The 17,872-nt window shown below is 69.5% G+C and carries 14 protein-coding genes; 2 read left to right on the top strand and 12 right to left on the bottom strand.

The features are described from left to right. Positions 1-24: 24 nt before the first annotated feature. From EAH86_RS01120 to EAH86_RS01110, 3 genes are all read right to left on the bottom strand, one after another. Positions 25-3,258: a glycoside hydrolase gene (locus EAH86_RS01120; protein ID WP_140736788.1), complete on the bottom strand. Its 3,234-nt coding sequence runs from the start codon at positions 3,256-3,258 to the stop codon at positions 25-27. Positions 3,259-3,375: 117 nt separating this feature from the next. Next, on the bottom strand, positions 3,376-4,539 hold the full coding sequence (locus EAH86_RS01115) for an adenosine deaminase (protein ID WP_170212754.1): 1,164 nt from the start codon (positions 4,537-4,539) through the stop codon (positions 3,376-3,378). Beyond that, positions 4,536-4,901, bottom strand: a complete 366-nt coding sequence (locus EAH86_RS01110) for a cupin domain-containing protein (protein WP_140736786.1) — start codon at positions 4,899-4,901, stop codon at positions 4,536-4,538. Before EAH86_RS01110 ends, EAH86_RS01115 begins: the two co-directional genes overlap by 4 nt. 52 nt (positions 4,902-4,953) lie before the next feature. Between EAH86_RS01110 and EAH86_RS01105 the strand changes: the two genes are divergently transcribed. Both EAH86_RS01105 and EAH86_RS01100 read left to right on the top strand, forming a co-directional pair. Beyond that, positions 4,954-5,553: a TetR/AcrR family transcriptional regulator gene (locus tag EAH86_RS01105; RefSeq protein ID WP_140736785.1), complete on the top strand. Its 600-nt coding sequence runs from the start codon at positions 4,954-4,956 to the stop codon at positions 5,551-5,553. A 171-nt stretch (positions 5,554-5,724) separates the two neighbouring features. Then, positions 5,725-6,612, top strand: coding sequence for an alpha/beta hydrolase (locus tag EAH86_RS01100; RefSeq protein WP_161988537.1), 888 nt, complete (start codon positions 5,725-5,727; stop codon positions 6,610-6,612). Here the strand turns inward: EAH86_RS01100 and EAH86_RS01095 are convergent. The 9 genes from EAH86_RS01095 to EAH86_RS01055 form a co-directional block, all read right to left on the bottom strand. Next, positions 6,593-7,882, bottom strand: coding sequence for a thymidine phosphorylase (locus EAH86_RS01095; RefSeq protein ID WP_140736783.1), 1,290 nt, complete (start codon positions 7,880-7,882; stop codon positions 6,593-6,595). The genes EAH86_RS01100 and EAH86_RS01095 overlap by 20 nt on opposite strands. 114 nt (positions 7,883-7,996) lie before the next feature. Further along, positions 7,997-8,902, bottom strand: coding sequence for a hypothetical protein (locus tag EAH86_RS01090; RefSeq protein ID WP_241668115.1), 906 nt, complete (start codon positions 8,900-8,902; stop codon positions 7,997-7,999). A gap of 158 nt (positions 8,903-9,060) precedes the next feature. Next, the gene (locus EAH86_RS01085) at positions 9,061-9,564 is read right to left on the bottom strand and encodes a cytidine deaminase (protein ID WP_277752313.1); all 504 of its coding nucleotides are present in this window, start codon (positions 9,562-9,564) and stop codon (positions 9,061-9,063) included. After that, positions 9,565-10,830, bottom strand: a complete 1,266-nt coding sequence (locus tag EAH86_RS01080) for an ABC transporter permease (RefSeq protein WP_140736782.1) — start codon at positions 10,828-10,830, stop codon at positions 9,565-9,567. Beyond that, the gene (locus EAH86_RS01075) at positions 10,827-11,945 is read right to left on the bottom strand and encodes an ABC transporter permease (RefSeq protein WP_206665695.1); all 1,119 of its coding nucleotides are present in this window, start codon (positions 11,943-11,945) and stop codon (positions 10,827-10,829) included. Before EAH86_RS01075 ends, EAH86_RS01080 begins: the two co-directional genes overlap by 4 nt. Continuing rightward, entirely contained in the window at positions 11,942-13,408 is a 1,467-nt protein-coding gene (locus EAH86_RS01070) for an ABC transporter ATP-binding protein (RefSeq protein ID WP_241668114.1), read from the bottom strand. The genes EAH86_RS01075 and EAH86_RS01070 overlap by 4 nt, the downstream gene beginning before the upstream one ends. A gap of 294 nt (positions 13,409-13,702) precedes the next feature. Next, positions 13,703-14,746, bottom strand: a complete 1,044-nt coding sequence (locus EAH86_RS01065; RefSeq protein ID WP_241668113.1) for a BMP family lipoprotein — start codon at positions 14,744-14,746, stop codon at positions 13,703-13,705. Positions 14,747-14,893: 147 nt separating this feature from the next. Continuing rightward, positions 14,894-16,108 carry an amidohydrolase gene (locus tag EAH86_RS01060; protein WP_140736779.1) on the bottom strand — a complete coding sequence of 405 codons (1,215 nt, stop codon included), beginning with the start codon at positions 16,106-16,108 and terminating at the stop codon, positions 14,894-14,896. 109 nt (positions 16,109-16,217) lie between these two features. After that, on the bottom strand, positions 16,218-17,813 hold the full coding sequence (locus tag EAH86_RS01055) for an acyl-CoA mutase large subunit family protein (protein ID WP_140736778.1): 1,596 nt from the start codon (positions 17,811-17,813) through the stop codon (positions 16,218-16,220). Positions 17,814-17,872 lie beyond the last annotated feature (59 nt).

Below are 17,872 nucleotides of genomic sequence, written 5' to 3'. Positions count from 1 at the left end.
TGTCGGCCCGGTCACCTCAGGACTTCAGCTGAGGGCGACACGGTAGGTGGAGGTCGCAGAGGTGTCCTCCGCGGTGACGACCACGAGGGCATCGCCGGGGAGAGTCTTCGGGGCGGTCACTGTCACCGTAGCGAAGGGGTCGCTGGCCACGGCGGAGACCAACGGAACCTCGTCACCCGCGACGTCCACCGCGTACGCCAGCGTGGCCGGTTCGAAGCCCGCGACAGGCTTCCCGCCCACCGAGAGCGAATCCAGGGTGGCATCGGTGCCCCGGGACGGGACCGTCGAGGCCCCCGGCCCGAAGACCGAGAACTCCGCGACGGCGATGCAGGTCCCGGGACGGGCGGTCATGACGACCCGCACCCGCTGGAGCTGTCCGGCATACGCCCTCTGGAGCACCACCTGGCCGTCCGCGACGGCCGTGGGCCCGCCGGTCAGTGAGACCCACTCGCTGGTCGCCGGGTCCTGTCGCTGCAGGTCAGCGGTGGCCGGCGGACGCGTGCCGCCCTGGTCGTCGAAGAAGTCGAGCCGCACCGAGGAGACCGTCCTGGCGGATCCGAGGTCCACCGTCAGCGTGTCGGCGGGGCGCCAGGTGTTCGGGTCCCAGTTCGTCCAGCGCCGGGAGGAGACCACCCCGTCGAGGACGGCCGCGGTGCTGTCGTACTGACCGGTGAACGTCGCTGTTGCCTTCGGGAAGGCGGCACCGCTCGTGTTGAGCGCGAGGTTCACCGGCGCCGGCGGGTTGACCTGGACGAGCACGGTCGTCGTGTCACCCGTGGCGGGCAGCACCCCGCGGACCGAGAACTTCCCCGGCGCCGCGACCGACGAGGCCGACACCGCGTCCCACACCACGTCGAGCGGCAGCGTGCCACCGATGGCGAGCCTTCCGGTCACCGTGGCCGGCAGTGTGGGCAGGACGCCCACGGCGGTCTTGACCGGGGGCACCGACGTGCCGGTCACCGCCGAGACGAACACCGTTGCCGTGGCGCGTTCGGTGAGCCCCGCCACCACACCGGTGACGCTGAACCGTCCGGAGTTCGAGTAGGCAGCCTTGGGCACCGGCGCCCACGTGACGGCGCGCGACTCGGTCCGCCCGTCCCCGTACGTCACGGCCACGGAGTCCGGAAGCACCGGCGCCGTGCCCGGCGAGGTGAGCACCGGGTCTGCAGCGACGCGGGTGACGTCGGCCCCGCGGACGAACCACTGCTGGTTGGTGCCCGCTGTCGGGGTCCAGAGCCCCACCGACGCACCGTCGGCCGTGGACTGGCCACCGACGTCGAGGACGGACTCCGTCGTGCCGCTCAGGAGGGTGGTGCGGCCGTCCGGGGTGACCGAGAGGGTCCAGCGGTCACCGGGCGAGGCCGCGGACGGTATGGCGCGCAGGGCACCGGAGGAGGTGGTGGTCAGCTCCTTGCCGGTGGCCGTGTTGACCAGGGTGTACTGCTCGCGGTTCGTCCAGCCGTCGGTGGCCTTGCTGATCCGCCAGCGCTGGGCGGGGTCGGTAGAGCTGGGCGTCCGCTGGACGAGGGAGGTGCCGTCGGCCGCGAGGGCGAGGGCCTTGCCGCTGTTCTGGTTGACGACGAGGCTGTCGGCCGTGGAGGCGTGCAGGGCTGCCGCCGGGTCGACCCCGGAGACGCCATCGAGGGAGAAGGTCGTGACCGAGCCCGGTTCGACCATCGCGGTGAGGACGCCGTCGCGGACCTGCGCCGGGCGGCCCTTGGCGAGGTTGTGGGCGGCCGTGGTGGAGACGGTCTGCGCCATCCCGTTTCGTGCCTGGGCGAACCCGCCCAGGTCGACGCGCACCGGCACGGCCTGGTCGGAGTCGTTGGTGTACACGACCGTGGCGCTGGAGTCGCCGGGACGGATCGCGGCAACGGTGTCGGCGTTGTCGGTGTGGATCACGTGGTCGCCGGGCTTGATGAAGCGCGAGTACTGCGCCATGGTCCAGTACTTCTTGTTCTTGCGGATCGGCTCGGCACCGGGTGTGTCGGTGAGGAAGTCGACCTGGATCAGGCCCCAGTTCTGGTTCTCCGCGCTGGGGAGCATGTTGCGGTAGTTCTCCACCGACTGCCAGGTCACCCAGGCGCGGGGTTCGAGCTGGGCGACGTCCTCGTTGATGTGCTCGGCAAGGGCGAGGCCGGGACGCATGTCCTCGAAGTTCTGCGGGATGCCGCCGGGGCCGAGGTCGACCTCCGACATCCACAGGTCTTTGCCGCTGAGCTTGGACAGGTCACGCGGCGCGAGTCGGCCGTCCGTGCCGTAGGTGTGCACGTTGAGCCGACCGACGGCCTCTCGGGCGGCGGCGTTCCACCCGGCCCAGTCCTTGACGAACGTGCCGGGGTTGGTCTCGTCCGGCGAGGCAACGACCGCGTCGGAGCCCACGGCGTCGAGGGCCGCGCGGGTCGCGACGGCCATCTTCCCCTGGCTCGCCGGGTCCCAGTGGCTGCCCTCCTGGCCGCCCTTTGCATGCCAGTAGTTGGTGTTCGGCTCGTTGACCGGCGACACGGTGTCGAAGTTGATGCCGTCGGCCTTCTCGACGTGGTCGACGACCGTGGCCAGGTAGGCGGCGAACTCGTCGTACTGGTCGGCCCGGAGGTTGTCCTTGTTGCCGTCCACGTTGCCGGAGGCGTAGCCGCTCTCGGTCATGAAGTACGGCGCGGAGTTGCTGAACGCCTCAAAAGTGGTCGCCCCGCGCGCCTTGGCAGCCTTGAGCCACCAGCGCTGGTTGGCGTCGGCATCCCAGTTCCAGTCCGCCGGGTTCGCCGGGTCCCACCAGCCGCGGGTGTCGCGCGGGGTGTCGGGGGTCGAGCCCGGCACGGGACCCACCGAGGCGGGCCGATTCCAGAACCCCGGTATGGCCGCGCCGGGCCGCATGTAGGCGGGTGTCTCAGGGCTGTCGCCACCGCCGATGTTGTACCGCGCGATGGTGAACTGCAGGCCGTCCTCGCCGAACAGCGCGTCGGCCAGCTCGGCCTTCTTGGCCTGCGGCCAGCCGCCGGTGACGTTGGCGAACCAGGTCAGGGCGGTCCCCCAGCCCTGGAACTCGGGTTGCTGGTAGCTCGGGTCGAGCCGGATGTCGACCCCCGGGCCGGCGCCGGCGCCCGGCCCGACGCGTGACGCCGTGCTGGCGTCCGCGGCCGAGTCGACTGCTGCGGCCGCCGAGGTGGTGGCCATGAGGGCCGCGAGCGGCAGGACGGTCGCAGCCACCACGGCTGCGATGGCCGGCGTGAGCCGACTGCGATGAGCGGTGGTGGACATCTGCTCTCCCTTGTCACCGGGTCGTCGTCGACCCGTTCGTCAAAGGATGAAAGCAGTTATTCCGACCCCTGTAAATAGTCGGCTCGCATGGTGAGTGTCTGCGGACCCTTCGCGTGGTCAGCCTTCGAGGGCCGCGTATCCCGGCTTGACGACGCCCTCGATGATGGCCAGCCGCTCCTCGAACGGGATGAACGCAGACTTCATTGCGTTGATGGTGACCCAACGCAGGTCCTCCATCGTCCACCCGGCGTCCTGGACGAGCAGCCCCATCTCGCGGGACATCGAGGTGCCGCTCATCAGCCGGTTGTCGGTGTTGACCGTCACCCGGAACCGAAGCCGCTTGAGCAACGAGATCGGATGCAGCGCAACGGATTCCGCTGCACCGGTCTGGACATTGCTGCTGGGGCACATCTCCAGCGGGATGCGGGTGTCCCGCACGTATGCCGCGAGGCGGCCGAGGTGCACGTCGTCCGTGTCCGCGACGACCGCCGCCGCGACGTCGTCACCGAAGGCCTTGTCGTTGACGACGATGTCGTCGACGATCCGCACCCCGTGGCCGAGCCGGTCGGCGCCGCACCACTGGATCGCCTCCCAGATGCTGGGAAGGCCGAACGCCTCACCGGCGTGGATCGTGAAGTGGGCGTTCTCGCGACGGAGGTACTCGAAGGCGTCGAGGTGCCGGGTGGGCGGGAAGCCCGCCTCGGCGCCCGCGATGTCGAACCCGGCGACACCCTGGTCGCGGTAGCGGACCGCCAGCTCGGCGATCTCGGTGCTCTTGGCCGCGTGCCGCATCGCCGTCAGCAGGGCAGTGACCCGGATCGGCGTGCCGGCCTTGGCGGCCTGCTCCTCCCCCTCACGGAAGCCTGCGTTCACGGCCTCGACGACGTCCTCGAGCGAGAGCCCCTCGGAGAGGTGCTGCTCGGGGGCGTAGCGGCTCTCGGCATAGACGACGCCGTCAGCGGCCAGGTCGAGGACGCTCTCGCGCGCTACCCGCTTCAGGCCCTCGGCGGTCTGCATGACGGCCAGGGTGTGGTCGAACGTCTCGAGGTAGCGCACCAGCGAGCCGGAGTCGGCGCTCTCGCGGAACCAGGCGCCGAGGCTCTCGGCGTCCTTGGCCGGCAACGCGGCATACCCGATCTGGTCGGCGATCTCGACGATCGTCTGCGGACGCAGCCCACCGTCGAGGTGGTCGTGCAGGAGCGCCTTGGGCGCCCGCCGGACCTGCTCGTCGATGACTCCGCTCGTGTCCGATTCGTCGGGCCCCTTGCGACCGAAGATCACGCGCCCTCCTCCTCGTCGCGGTTGACGGTCTCGGGGCTGAAGGCGGGCAGGCAGACCGCGACGTACTCGGCACCCTCGGAGCCCGTTGAGTAGCGGATCCGCTCGCCCGCGCGGGTGACAACGCTCTGGCCGGCCTCGACGCGCAGCTGGCCGCCGTCGTGGTCCAGCAGCACCGTCCCGGCGATGACCAGGGTGATCTCGTCGAAGGCGGGAGCCTGGAAGGGCTCGGTCCAGTCGGCCGGCGCCTTCATGTGGGCGACGGAGACGGCTTCGCTGCCGGTGTTCACCCGGCCGACGTGTTCGTCGATGATCTTGCCGCCGGGGACGGGAATGGTCGTGGGGGTTGCGATGAGGTCAGGCACGAGTAAAGCCTAGTGTGTTGCCTGATTCGAACGGTCGTGCTTTTATTGGAGGGTGACCAAGGGAGACGAGACACGCGACTCGGTGCTTCGCGAGGCGCTGGCGCAGTCGAGCCAGGTCGGCCTCCGGGGCATCACGATCGGTGGCCTCGCCGACGCCATGGAGATGTCCAAGAGCGGGCTGTTCTCCCACTTCGGGTCCAAGGAAGGGCTGCAGTCCGCTGTGATGGACTACGCGGCCGAGGCCTTCACCCAGCTCGTCATCCGCCCCGCACTCAAAGCACCCAGGGGCGAGCCGCGGATCCGCACCCTCTTCGACCGCTGGCTCGGGTGGGGCGGGTATGCCGACTACGCACTGCCCGGCGGCTGCATCTTCGTCTCCGTCGCAAGCGAGTTCGACGACGCGCCCGAAGGCCCGGTCCGCACCAAGGTCGTCCAGCTCGAGCGGGACCTGCTCGACACCATCGAGACGATCGTCCGCGGCGGCATCACCGAAGGGCAGTTCCGCGAGTCGACCGATCCGGCGGCCTTCGCCCACGACCTGCTCGCCATCGTCCTCGGCTACAACTTCTCGGCCCGCCTCCTGCGCGACCCGGCCGCCACGGGTCGGGCGCACGACGCCTTCGACCGCCTGCTCGACCACATCCGCAGCTGATCCCCATCCCACCAGGAGGTACCACTCATGTCCGTTGAAAAAAGCACGATCGATCGTTTAATGGTTCAGCCAGGCCGCTCTCGCACCCTCACGCCCCCTCCCTCCACGAGAGCCAACCCCGTTGCGCCGACCCGGCCGGAAGCCATCTCCACCGACGCTGGTGCTCCAGCCATGGGCCTGCCGGTCTCACCCACCGTGCGGCGGCTGTTCGCGCTGTTGGAACGCCGGTCCCCCGCACTCGGCGGGCTGCTCGCCGAGCGGCTGTGGTTCAGGTTGCCGGCGGCTCCGACCGCCACGGTTCGCGGGGCTCGGACCCCCCGCGGCGGTGAGGCCTTCGAGGTTCAGTGGGCAGAAGGCACCGTGCGGGGTCGGGTCTATGGCGACTGGGGCAACCCCACGGCATACCTCGTGCACGGCTGGGGCGGCTGGTGGCAGCAGCTCGGTGCACACGTGGAGCCACTGGTCGCCCGCGGCCTGTGTGTCGTGGCGTTCGACGCACCGAGCCACGGCGACTCCGGGCCAGGCGCCCACGGCGCTCGGTCGACCACCTTCCCGGAGATGGGCGAGGCGCTGTCGGCGGTGGTGGCCGAGTTCGGCCGGCCCACGCTGGTGGTAGCCCACTCAGCCGGCGGGCTCGCAGCAGTCCACGCCCTCGGGCTGGGCGTGCGGCCCGACTCCCTGGTGCTCGTCGCGCCACCGGACGGCGTCGAGGCGATGCTCCCGGTCTTCGCCGCGGCACTCGGTGTCGGTCCCCGATCGCAGCAGGTGATGGTTCGCCGTGCCGAACGCCGGGTGGGCGCGCCGGTGGCCGAGCTCGACCTGCTCACGATGGCCGCGGCGCAACCGTCCCTGCCGCACCTGCTCGTGGTGCACGACCGACACGACCGCGAAGCTCCCCTGGCCGCCGGTGAGCGCGTGAGCAACGCGTGGCACGACGCCCGCCTGATGGTCACCGAGGGGCTCGGTCACCGTCGGGTGCTGTGGAACCCCGCGGTTGTCGACCGGGTCGCGTCGTTCGCGGCCGCTGCGGCCGATCGGGTCAGGAGATCTTCTCGATGACCAGCGGCAGCAGATCCGGGCGCGAGCCCCCGGGGGCGATGGTGAAGGAGCCCTCGAGCGACTCCAGCGCACGCTCGAACCGCTCCGGGGTGTCGGTGTGCAGGGTGAGCAGCTTCTCGCCCGCGCGGACGGTGGCACCCGGCTTGTAGTGCATGACCACGCCGGCACCGGCCTGCACAGGGTCCTCCTTGCGCGCCCGGCCGGCGCCGAGCCGCCAGGCGGCCACGCCGACCTTGAGGGCGTCGAGCTCGGTGAGCACACCATCGGCCGGGGCGAGGACGTCGTGGCTCTCCTTGGCGACCGGCAGGGTCGCGTCAGGGTCGCCCCCCTGGGCCCGGATCATCGCCTTCCAGGCATCCATGGCCCGGCCGTCCTTGAGTGCGTCGGCCGGGTCGACATCACCACGACCGGCGCACGCGAGCATCTCGCGGGCCAGGGCGAGGGTCAGCTCGATGACGTCCTCGGGACCACCACCGGCGAGCACCTCCACCGACTCACGCACCTCGATGGCGTTGCCGGCGGTGAGGCCGAGGGGAACCTGCATGTTGGTCAGCATGGCGACGGTCTTGACGCCCGCGTCGGTGCCGAGATCGACCATGGTGCGGGCCAGCTCGCGGGCATCTTCGACGTTCTTCATGAACGCGCCGCTGCCGACCTTGACGTCGAGCACCAGCGCACCGGTGCCCTCGGCGATCTTCTTGCTCATGATGGAGGACGCGATCAGCGGGATGGCCTCGACCGTGCCGGTGACGTCTCGGAGCGCGTAGAGCTTCTTGTCGGCCGGGGCGAGTCCGTCGCCCGCGGCGCAGATGACGGCGCCGACATCCTCGAGCTGCTGCATCATCTGCTCGTTGCTCATGTTCGCCCGCCAGCCGGGGATCGACTCAAGCTTGTCGAGGGTGCCGCCGGTGTGACCGAGCCCGCGACCGGACAGCTGTGGCACGGCGACGCCGCAGGCCGCGACAAGCGGGGCCAGCGGCAAGGTGATCTTGTCGCCCACCCCGCCGGTCGAGTGCTTGTCCGCAGTCGGGCGCGAGAGCGACGAGAAGTCCATCCGCTCACCGGACTTGATCATCGCGCCGGTCCAGCGGGAGATCTCGCGGCGGTTCATCCCGTTGAGCAGGATCGCCATGGCCAGGCTCGACATCTGCTCGTCGGCGACGGCCCCGCGCGTGTAGGCGTCGATGACCCAGTCGATCTGCCCGTCCGACAGCTCGCCCTTGCCCCGCTTCGTGATGATGACGTCAACCGCGTCGAAGTTCTCGCTCATGGCCTCATCGTGTCAGAGGTGAACAACGCGTTGGCGACGCTCGTGGCCACATCTCCACGAATCGCGCCCGATATCTCCCGGCAGGTGCCATTCGTGGCCCGGACGCCACCAGTGTCACTGGCCCGGGAAGTGCAGCCTCCACTCGGTCGACCTGATCGAACCCCGGACGCCCGCTGCCCGCATCGCCGCCACCACTCGATCCAGTGTCCGCCCCGGCTCGCGGTAGATCCCCTTTGCCAGCACCACGACGATCCGCCAGCCATCAAGGTCCAGCTCCTCGCGAGGGTCGACGTCGCGCTCCCACTGGCGCTGCGACTCGGCGTGCTGGCGTCCGTCGTACTCGATCGCGAGCCGCCGCTCCGGGAACGAGAGGTCGTACCGACGCACCCACCTGCCCCAGTCGTCGTACTCGATGTGGTTCACGAGCGGCTCGGGCAGCCCGGCCAGCACCAGGAGCATCCTGAGCCGCGACTCCATCGGCGAGTCGACGCCGGCGCGGACCAGTCCGGCGGCGCGTCGGGCAAGCTCACCAACCGGCCCGGCACCTTCGGCGGCCGCAGCGACCATGGAGTGCGACGTGGCACGTCCTTTGCTCACCAGTGAGTCGCCGAGGACTACGAGATCGACGAGCGACAGGTCCGCCGCCAAGTCGACGAAGGTGTCCTCGGCTGTGGTCACCCGGACCCCGCCAATGACCGCCGCGTGCGTGACGCGACGTCGCACGGCGCGGATGCCACGCGCCCGAAGTCGTCCGGTGGGAAGGGCCAGGTGGACGCGAACGTCCGGTGGCACCACTCCGCCCAGCAGCTCGGCAGCAGTCTGCCGTGCCACCAGCGCCGCGTCGGGGCCGATGACCAGTGCCGCGAGCGCCCGGACGTGGGTCTCGTGCGCCACCTCGGACCGTGCGTGCACGTTGTGGAACACCTTTCGGTAGCGCGGCCCGCGCAGCTCGCCGGCGCTCACACCGGCAGCCAGCGCCTCGGTGCGCGTGAAGACCGTAGGGAGCCTGTCAGGAGTCACGTTCCGAGACTGCCGCAGACGGCGCGCCCGCCGAGGCCGTCATCCACAGGGCATCTAGGGCGCACCATGTGGCGCACGAGCCACGAATGGTCGCGCCGCGCGGCATACAGGTGCGATTCGTGGCGCGCGAGCCACGAACGTGACGGCAGGCGCGGGCCTCAGCCGGGGAGCGGGCCTGCGATCGCGAGGTTGTCGGGACCGAACGCCTGCGGCAGCACGTCGCGCATCGGCAGCACACCCTCGGGCGTCAGCAGCAGCGTCTCGGGGGTTCCGTTCTCCCACAACAGCTGGCGGCACCGACCGCACGGCATGAGCGGCTCGCCGTCGCGCCCGACGCACGACACCGCGACCAGCTTGCCGCCGCCCGTCGCGTGCAGCTCGGAGACCAAGCCGCACTCGGCGCACAGGCCCACGCCGTACGCGGCGTTCTCGACGTTGCAGCCCACGACGATCCGTCCGTCGTCGACGATGCCGGCCACGCCGACCGGGAAGCGGGAGTACGGCGCGTAGGCCCTGCCCATGATCTCGATCGCCTTGGTGCGCAAGGCTTCCCAGTCGACGTCCTCCGGAGCGGGAGGTGCGGTATGCCGCGCAGTCGGCTGCGCGGCATACCCCTCCCCCTCGCTGGGGGCGAGGCCCGGGTCGGTGGGGTCGATGCCCACCTAGTGGCCCTCACCCTTGCGGTAGATCTGTCCGTCTGCGGCGGGCATTCGCAACCGCTGTGACGCGAACGCCAGCACCAACAGGGTGGTGACGTAGGGAGTCGTGCCGGTGAGCTCGGCGGGCACGGCGTCGGCCGCGAAGTACCACCAGCCGACCAGGACCCCGACGGCGATGGCCAGGATGCCCTGGACCAGCCGCTGGTTCCGCACGATCTGCCACGCGCCGATGGCCACGAGGAGCACGGCGAAGAGGAGCAGGAACGCGTGCACGGTGGCACCGCCGCGCAGCTGCACGGCATCGGTGTAGCCGAACAGCGCGGCACCGGTGAGCAGGCCGCCCGGACGCCAGTTGCCGAAGATCATGGCGGCGAGGCCGATGTAGCCGCGGCCACCGGTCTGGCCGTCTCGGTAGATGCTGGCCGCGACGAGGGCGAGGAAGCCACCGCCGAGACCCGCGAGGCCACCGGAGATGATGACGGCGAGGAACTTGTAGCGCAGCACGTTGACGCCGAGCGACTCGGCCGCGACCGGGGACTCACCCACGGAACGCAGCCGCAGGCCGAACGCGGTGCGCCACAGGACCCACCAGGTCCCGACGAAAAGCAGCAACGCGAGGATGGTCAGGATCGACAGGTTGGTGCACACCGCGCGCAGGATCGCAGCGACGTCGCTGACGAAGAACCAGTCCTTCTTCTCTATCGTGCCCAGCCCGCTGGAGACCCCTGGCAGGGTGAAGTCGGGCAGCGACTTGATCTGGGGCGACTGCGTGGGACCACCGCCCGGCAGACCGTCGAAGAAGCGGGCCGCGAGGTACTTGGCCACGCCCAGGCCGATGATGTTGATCGCCACACCGGAGACGATGTGGTCGACCCCGAAGGTCACCGTGGCGACCGCGTGGATGAGGCCGCCGAGCATGCCCATGAGGATGGCGCCGAGAACTCCGGCCCACGGGCCCATGTGGTAGCCGAAGAAGCCTGCCCCCCACGTGCCGAGGATCATCATGCCCTCGAGACCGATGTTGACCACGCCCGCCCGCTCCGACCACAGACCGCCGAGGCCGGCCAGCCCGATCGGGACGGCCAGGCCGATGGCGGCGGCCAGGGCACCCGACGACGCGATGTCGTCAGCTCCGGTGACCAGTCGCAGCACCGAGATCACGGCGATCGCGCCGACGGCCACGATCGACCACTCACGGATGCCGAAGCGCCGACGCTTGGGCCGGTCCGGGATCGCCTTGGCGCCGACTTCGAGTCCGGTGGCGCTCATGCCGGCGCTCCTTCCGTGGCGGGGGCGGCTCGTCGTTGCGCGGCCAGCTCGCTCGCGACGCGGCTCTGCTCGATCCGCTTGTCGGCCCGGCGGATCAGCTCGTAGGCGATGACGACCGCGAACAGGATGACGCCCTGGATGATGTTGACGAGCTCTTGGGCGACGCCGGCCTGGATCTGCAGGGCGTTGGACTGCACGTCGAGGAACGCCCAGAGGAGGGCTCCGAAAGCGATGCCGACGGCGTTGTTGCGACCGAGCAGCGCGATGCCGATGCCGGCGAAACCGAGCCCGGACTGGAACGTCGTGCCGTAGTTGTGGTCCTGCCCGAACAGCAGCGGCATGCCCACGAGACCGGCCAGGGCACCGGAGGCGATCATCGCGGTCACCACCATGCGCGGGACCTTCACGCCACTGGCGACTGCGGCGGTTTCCGAGCGACCGGTCGCCCGCAGGTCGAAGCCGAACCGCGTCTTGCCCAGCACGAACCAGTACAGGAGCCCGACGAGGACCGCCAGGATCAGCAGCGTGTAGACGCGGTTGGTCGCACCGGGGATGAGCTTGAAGCCCTCGAGCTGCGAGGAGTCCGGGATCGTCTTGGTCTCGATGCTGTTGGAGCCTTCCTTGCGGTCGGCCACCTTGAGCAGGAGCCAGCTCACCACCCCGGTGGCGATGGCGTTGAGCATGATCGTCGAGATCACCTCGGAGACGCCGCGCTTCACCTTGAGGTATGCCGCGATGCTGGCCCACAGCCCGCCGGCCACCATCGCGATGAGGATCGACACGATGATGTTGAGCCAGCCGGGCAGCCAGCCCTGGCCGGCGAAGACCGCGGCCGCGAAGACCGCGACGCGGTACTGGCCGTCGACGCCGATGTTGAACAGGTTCATCCGGAAGCCCACCGCGACGGCGATGGCGGAGATGTAGAACACTGAGGCGGCGTTGATGATGTTGACGCCCTGCCGCGGTTTCGGGACGGCGAGGATGGTCTTCCAGACCTCCCCCACCGGGTCACCGACGGCGACCAGCACCAAGGACGTGACGACGAACGCCACGACGAGGGCCAGCACCGGCGCGGCCAGGCTCATCAGGATCCGACGGACATTGAGCGACTTCACCGCGATGCCTCCTTCTCGCCGGCACCGGTCATCGCTGCGCCGAGGTCTTCTGCCGTCACGTTGTCCGGGTCGAACTCCCCGGAGAGCTTGCCGCGCAGGATGACGCGAATGGTGTCCGACAGGCCGATCAGCTCATCGAGGTCGGCCGAGATCAGCAGCACCGCCAGGCCCTCGCGACGGGCGTCACGGATGTGGTCCCAGATGCTCGACTGGGCGCCGACGTCGACCCCTCGGGTGGGGTGGGCGGCGATGAGCACCTTGGGCTTGTGGCTCATCTCGCGGCCGATGATGAGCTTCTGCTGGTTGCCGCCGGACAGCGACCCGGCGGTGACGAAGATCGAGGGCGTGCGGACGTCGTAGTCCTTGACGATGCGCTCGGTGTCGGCCTTGGCCGCGGCGGCGTCGATCAGCAGGCCCTTGACGTTGGGCGCCTCGGTCTGGTGCCCGAGGATGCGGTTCTCCCACAGGGGGGCTTCGAGCAGCAGGGCGTGGCGGTGCCGGTCCTCCGGGATGTAACCGACGCCGGCCTCCCGGATCTCGCGGACGTGCCAGTCGGAGATGTCGATGTCGCCCAGGAAGACCTCGCCCGAGCTGGGCTCACGCATCCCCATGATCACCTCGACGAGCTCGGCCTGGCCGTTGCCCTCGACACCCGCGATGCCCAGGACCTCGCCCGCGTGGATCGTGAGTGAGATGTCGTCGAGTACCGGTCGGCCGGTGCCACTACCGAGGGCGATGTTGTCGAGCTTGAGCAGGACGCGGTCGGTGACCGTGGACTCCTCCGTCGTCGGCGAGGGAAGCTCCGAGCCCACCATCAGCTCGGCGAGCTGGCGGGCGTTTACCGACTTGGGGTCCACGGTGTCGATGGTGGTGCCGCGGCGGATCACCGTGATCGAGTCGGCGACCTTGAGCACCTCGTCGAGCTTGTGCGAGATGAACAGGACGGTCAGGCCCTCGTCCTTGAGCTCGGCGAGCTGGTCGAACAGCTCGTCGACCTCCTGCGGCACCAGGACGGCCGTCGGCTCGTCGAGGATGAGCGTCTTGGCGCCGCGGAACAGCACCTTGAGGATCTCGATCCGCTGCCGGGCCCCCACCCCGAGGTCGGCGACGAGCGCATCGGCGTCGACGTCGAGCTTGTAGGCGTCGGAGATCCGCTTGATCTCGCGGCGCGCGCCGTCGCCGATCCCGTGCAGCTTCTCCGCGCCGAGGACGACGTTCTCGAGGACGGTCAGGTTGTCAGCGAGCATGAAGTGCTGGAACACCATGCCGATCCCGGCTGCGATCGCGTCCGACGGCGAGTGCAGGTTGACCAGCTGCCCGTCCACCTTGATGGTCCCCTCGTCGGGACGCTGCACGCCGTAGAGGATCTTCATGAGCGTGGACTTGCCCGCGCCGTTCTCACCGACGATCGCGTGGACCGTGCCGCGGCGGACCGAGAAGGTGATGTCCTTGTTGGCGACCACGCCGGGGAAGCGCTTGGTGATCCCCTCGAGCTCGACGGCTGGGGCACCACCGTCGGCTGTGGTCTGCGTCAGCGGTGGGGAGGCAGTGATGGCTCACACTCCAGGTCCGGGCTCGCGACGTCGCGAGCGGGTGGCGCAAATTGGGGCGCATCCGACAGCCGTGGTGCGCCGGGTGCGGGGGCGATCAGACAAGCACACGGCCCGGGTCTGACGCTACCGCGCCGCCCGGGCCGTGTGTTGGCCACATGCCGTACAACATGCCCTTCAACAGACATGCCCTTCAACAGAAGTTGATCAGGGGGTCACAGGCACCTTGATCTCGCCCGCGATGATCTTGGCCTTGTAGTCATCGAGCTTGGCCTTGATGTCGTCGATCGCACCACCGGTGGTGGAGTAGTCGACGCCGCCAGCCTTCAGGTCGTAGATGTTGTTGCCGGTCTTCTCCTTGCCATCAGCCGCCGACTTGATGAAGTCGTAGACCGCGACGTCGACCTTCTTGATCATCGACGTCATGATGACCGAGCGGACGTCGGCCGGGGCCGTGAGGGCCTGGTCGGAGTCGACACCGATCGCCAGCTTGCCGGCCGCCTTGGCAGCCGTGAAGACGCCACCACCGGAGCCGCCCGCTGCGTGGTAAACCACGTCGGCGCCCTTCTGGTACATGCCGTCCGCGGCGGTCTTTCCCTTGGCCGGGTCACCGAAGCCGCTGAAGTCCGGCGGCTGGGTGAGGTACTGGGAGTCGACCTTGATGGCCGGGTTGACGGCCTTCGCACCGGCGATGTAGCCAGCCTCGAACTTCTTGATGAGCGGCACGTTGACGCCACCGACGAAGCCGATGTGGCCCGTCTTGGACTTCATTGCGGCCGCGGCACCGACGAGGAACGAGCCCTCGTTCTCGGCGAAGGTGATTTGGTCGACGTTGGGGCCCTTGGAGTCGTCCGACGCGTCGTCGACGATCGCGAAGTGCACGTCAGGGTTGGCCTTGGCGACCTTGCCGACCGCTGCCGCGTAGGCGAAGCCCACTGCGACGACGTGGGTGTAGTCGGCGTCGACGAGCTGCTGGAGGCGCTCCTCGCGGGCGGCCTCGTTCTCACCGTTGACCGCGGCGGCTTCCTTGGTGTCCACCCCGAGCTCGCTCTTGGCCTTGTCCAGACCCGCCGCAGCGGAGTCGTTGAACGACTGGTCACCGCGACCGCCGACGTCATAGGCCATGCCGACCTTGAGGCCGCTCTTCTTGGTCGTGCTCGAGCTGGAACCGCTGGTCCCCGGGTCGTTGCCCGAGTCACCACACGCGGCGAGGGTCAGTGCTGCCACCGACATCACCGCTGCAACCTTCATCGTGTGACGCAAGGCTGTCTCCTGTTCTTTGGTATGCATGAGGCGCTCTGGTGCGCCACTAGGCCGTGAGGATAGCCCGATGAACTGGCGGGCAAGTCAGCCTTGAGGCACTTGGGTCACAAACCGTTACCGATCCGCGATGGTCGCTCAACCGTGCTCGGGACCCTTGGCGGCAGCCTTGACCACTCCAGCCACCACGGCACCGGCGAGCAGCCGGGCGCCCTGGACGACCGAGTCGTCATCGACGACCAGGTCACCCTGGTGGAGGTCGTAGGTATGGCCGCCCGGCGTGCGCGTCCCAAGCCGTGCCATCGCGCCCGGAACCTTGCGCAGGTACCACGCGAAGTCCTCCCCACCGAGGGACTGCTGGGTACCCACGGACGTGAGGCCGGCCCCGTCTGCCGCGGCCCGGAAGACCTCGATCGCCTCCGCGTCGTTGACCACGGGAGGCACTCCCTGGACGTGCTCGAGGACTGCCGTGACGGCATACGGGGCGACGATGTGCTCGACCGCCTCGGCGAGGAGCGGGCCGATGGTCGTCCACGCGGTGGCGTCGAGCATGCGCAGGGTGCCCGCGATGGTGCCGCTGGACGGGATGACGTTGGCGGCCATGCCGGCGTGCACCTCACCCCAGACCAGCGCGAAGGCGGTGCGCGGGTCGAGGCGGCGGGACAGCACGGCCGGCAGCTCGGTGACCACCTTGGCGAGCGCGAAGGTGAGGTCCTCGGTGAGGTGCGGGCGCGACGTGTGGCCGCCGCGGCCCGCGAGGTGCACCGTGATGCGGTCGGCGGCTGCGGTGATGGCTCCGTCGCGCAGTCCGACGGTGCCCACGTCGAGGCTCGGGTCGCAGTGCACGGCGAAGATCGCGTCGACGTCGTCGAGGGCGCCCTCGGCGAGCAGGTCGACCGCGCCACCGGGGATGACCTCCTCGGCGGGCTGGAAGAGCAGGCGCACCCCGATGCCGCGCTCCCGCAGGACTTCCTCGTGGAGCTTGAGGGCGAGACCCGCGCCGACCATCCCGGCGACGTGGACGTCGTGGCCGCAGGCGTGGCAGATCCCGGCGGTCGTCGACGCCCAGGGCAGACCCGTGCGCTCCCCCACCGGCAGCGCGTCCAGGTCGGCGCGCAACGCCACCCGGTATGCCGGCTGCTCGGCACCGAGGTCGGCGATCAGTCCGCTGACGGGCAGGGTGCGCATGGCGATCCCCGCGGCGGCCAGGCGTTCGGCGACCTTGGCGGTCGTCCGCGTCTCGCCGCGGGAGAGCTCCGGATGGGCGTGCAGGTCGTGCTGCAGGGCGAGGAGCTCAGGGGCGAGGGCGTCGATGCTGGTGCACAGGTCGGCCAGCAGGTGGTTGTCGCTCATGTCAGCGCCGACTCTACTCGCGGCCGGGGGTCGATCCTGTCCGCCTTCGCACGCCGAGTCTTTGAAGGATCTGCCACCTCATTGCGTGGCAGATCCTGCAAAGACTCGACTAGAACGTCTCGTGGGGGATGTAGACGCCCCAGACGTCGCGCAGCGCGTGGCTGACCTCGCCACCGGTGGCACGAAGACGGAGCGCCTCGCGCATCGGGTAGAGCAGGTTGTCGGTCCCCCGCGCCGCCTCGCGCACGGCTTCGAGGGCCCGCTCGACCGCCTCGTTGTCACGGTCTGCACGGAGCGCCGCGAGGCGCTCGCGCTGGTCGTGCTCGATCTGCGGGTCGACGCGCAGCGGTTCGTAGGGCTCCTCCTCGTCGAGGGCGAAGCGGTTGAGGCCGACGACGGTGCGTTCCTTGTTGTCGATCTCGAGGGCGATCCGGTAGGCCGAGCGCTCGATCTCGGACTTCTGGAATCCCTGCTCGATGGCGGCAACCGCTCCGCCCCGGTCCTCGACGGCCTGGATCAGGTCGAGAGCCGCGGCCTCGACGTCGTCGGTCATTGCCTCCACGACGTACGAACCGGCAAACGGGTCAACGGTCTTCGTCACGTCGGTCTCGTAGGCGATGATCTGCTGGGTGCGCAGGGCGAGCCGCGCAGCCTTCTGCGTCGGCAGGGCGATCGCCTCGTCGAACGAGTTGGTGTGCAGCGACTGGGTGCCACCGAGGACGGCCCCGAGCCCCTGCAGTGCGACACGGACCAGGTTGACCTCGGGCTGCTGGGCCGTCAGCTGCACCCCGGCGGTCTGCGTGTGGAACCGCAGCATCTGGCTCTTGGGGTTCTTGGCACGGAACTCGTCGCGCATGACCCGCGCCCAGATCCGTCGCGCTGCCCGGAACTTCGCGACCTCTTCCAGCAGCGTCGTGCGCGCCACGAAGAAGAACGACAGACGCGGGGCGAAGTCGTCGACGTCGAGCCCCGCGGCCTGCGCCGCGCGCACGTACTCCTTGGCGTTGGCGAGCGTGAAGGCGATCTCCTGTGCGGGAGTCGCCCCGGCCTCGGCCATGTGGTAGCCGCTGATGGAGATGGTGTTCCAGCGCGGAAGTTCCTTGTGGCAGTAGGCAAAGATGTCGCTGATGAGTCGCAGCGACTCCTTCGGCGGGTAGATGTAGGTGCCGCGGGCGATGTACTCCTTGAGCACGTCGTTCTGGATCGTGCCCGCCAGCTTGGAGGGGTCGGCGCCGTTCTCCTCGGCGACCAGCTGGTACATCAGCAGGAGCGTGGCCGCGGGTGCGTTGATCGTCATGGACGTCGACAGCTCGCCCAGGGGCAGCCCGCCGAACAGCGTCCGCATGTCGTCGATCGAGTCGATCGCGACCCCGACCTTGCCGACCTCGCCGCTGGCGATCGCCTCGTCGGAGTCGTAGCCCATCTGGGTCGGCAGGTCGAAGGCGACGGACAGTCCGCCGGTGCCGTTGGCGACCAGCTCGTGGTAGCGCTCGTTGGACTCCTTGGCGGTCCCGAAGCCGGCGTACTGCCGCATCGTCCACGGCCGACCGGTGTACATGTTCGGGTAGACGCCACGCGTGTAGGGGAACTGACCGGGCTCACCGAGCTGCTCCTGCGGGTCGAAGCCCTCGAGGTCACCCGCGTCGTAGACCGCCTTGATCGGCAGGTCGGACTCGGAACGTGCGTCGGGGACATCAGCGGCCATGCCGCCCAAGATAGTGGCGCGGTATGCCGTGTGGTCACCGCCCGTGGCCCACCTCACCC

This window comes from Pedococcus bigeumensis, assembly GCF_006438965.1.
Classification (GTDB): Bacteria; Actinomycetota; Actinomycetes; order Actinomycetales; family Dermatophilaceae; genus Pedococcus; species Pedococcus bigeumensis_A.
This window is presented reverse-complemented; position numbering and strand designations above follow the sequence as displayed.